General features: G+C 63.5%; 2 protein-coding genes. Both read right to left on the reverse strand.

Annotation, left to right across the window (positions count from 1 at the left end):
* Positions 1-518 precede the first annotated feature (518 nt).
* Positions 519-1,157 (reverse strand): type I restriction endonuclease subunit R, EcoR124 family, encoded by a 639-nt coding sequence (locus ACSDR0_RS50270; RefSeq protein ID WP_435296077.1) that lies wholly within the window; start codon positions 1,155-1,157, stop codon positions 519-521.
* A gap of 56 nt (positions 1,158-1,213) precedes the next feature.
* A partial coding sequence (locus ACSDR0_RS50275; RefSeq protein ID WP_435296076.1) for a transposase occupies positions 1,214-1,963 on the reverse strand: 750 nt, incomplete at its 5' end.

The following is a 1,963-nucleotide window of genomic DNA, read 5'->3' on the forward strand; positions in this document are numbered from 1 at the left end:
CACCCCGCAAGCCCTGCCCCGACATCACCGGCCAGGGTTCGCTGCCGCCTGCCCACTAACGCACCGATTTTCGAGCCAGGCGGAGCGATCACCCTGGCCGGGTAGCGGAGACCGTGGTCAGAGGGTGGTGGACGGCAGCCGAAGTGAGTCCGTGTGTGGAGACGTTGCTGTCAGCGCTGCTGTCACCTCAGCCATGGTCAACGGTGGCAAGTCCCGACGAAGGAGGGGCTTGGCATCGATCGCCCCAGCGACCAACGGCGGTTACCGAAGTCAGCGATCGTCACGGCCTCGCCGCAGGGCTTGACAAAGACACCCGCATCAGGAGAGCGCGGGCTGCGACTTCCCCATAGGGGAGTTGACCTGCAGAAACGCGGTCTCAAAGTCGCTCGCCACCCCTGATCATCCCGCGCATGTCCCGCTGGTGCCTGACTGCGCCCGTCATCTGACGACACGTGACTTGCATCGCTAGGCCGTCAAGCTCCGAAGGAAAACCGGATGACCTGCGGTGGCAGTGTCTTTCAGGCCAGACCGAGGAAGCGCTCGAAGTATGCGTTCAGCTTCGTGATGACCCGCTGCTTCTTGGCGCCGAGATTGTTATCCTTCGCGAAGCGGGCGACCGGTGGCAGGATCTGGGTGATCGCCGTTCCGTTGGTTGCGATTGCCCCGTCGCGGAAGGCCACTTCGATGAACGACTTCGTTTGCTCGGGCCGGAGGTGCTCGGCGTCGATGATCTCGGCGAGTTCGGCTTCTTGTCGTTGGGTGACGAAGATTCGCCAGTCGTCGCTGACCTCACCGGTGACCGATATGGAGTCGACGAACTCCATGATCAGGTCCTTCTTGTTCCGCAGTGATGGGCTGGCGTCGACGGCGTCCTCGATGGCACGTAGTGGCGTCCTGCCTTCCTCGCCCATCTTGACTTGGCCCTCGTCACGCCACCTCTGCACCAGCATCAGGATGTAGTCGATGTTGACCTCGACCTGCTTGATGAGTTCGATCTCGAAGACGACATCGTCGAGAATCGACTCCTTCTCGCCGGTGTCCCGTTTGCGGTGCCTCTCCCACCGTGCGTTGTAGATGCTCGTGTAGTTCTGTAGCTGTCTCGGTGTCAGCGACTCGTCGTGAGCGAACTCGTCGAAGGAGGTCAGGATGTTGCGCAGCTTGGGGACTGTACGGGTTTTCGGCTCTGGCCCACTTTCGGTGGTGACGGAGCGTGTTAGCCGAGCAGGATGCGGTGGCGGAGGAGCGCAAAGCCGGCTCGGCCGTACATCTGCCTTTTGATCATTTTCGTTTTGGTGTTGACGCCTTCGGTGCCACCGTTGTGGAACGGGAGGGTGAGTGCGGCGTTGACGGCGGCCCGGTCGTAGTCCAGCCCGCGAGTGAAGGCGTGCAGGTGGGGCAGGTCGACCTGACGCGTTTGTTCGATCCAGGCGGTCAGTAGCTGGTCGTTGCCCTGTTTGGGGTCCAGGAGGGCGGCGAGGTCCCGGACGAGTCCGGCGAGCATGGTCATCTCGTGGCAGGCGGCGATGGCGGCATCCAGTTGCTCGGCGTGGTGGTCCTTGAGCTTGCTCGGTTTGGTGAGGAGAAGGCCGGCCAAGCGCTTGGGCGAGATCGCGGGCCGGTCACATTCGACGCGGCCTTGGTTGATGTACCGGTAGAGCAGGTTCTGACTGCCGGTGTAGCCGAGCTTCTTGATCTCGACGAGGAGTTGCTGGACCGGGACGGCGGGATCTTCGGCCCGGCGTCGACGCAGATGGTCGCGGAACGGGTCGACCAGCGTAGGCCGGTACTTCGGCACGCGCACCAGCCGGTCGGGTTCGTTGACCCGGGCGTAGCGCTTCACGGTATTGAGCGCCAGACCCAGGCGGCGTGCGCATTCCAGCAGCCCAACACCCTGGTTGAGCAGGGCATGGACCTGCTGCCAGCGCTCGCGCGTGGTGGTGGCCCGCACCCCCTGTTTCGGCGG

Source organism: Streptosporangium sp. G11 (assembly GCF_051192615.1).
Lineage (GTDB): Bacteria > Actinomycetota > Actinomycetes > Streptosporangiales > Streptosporangiaceae > Streptosporangium.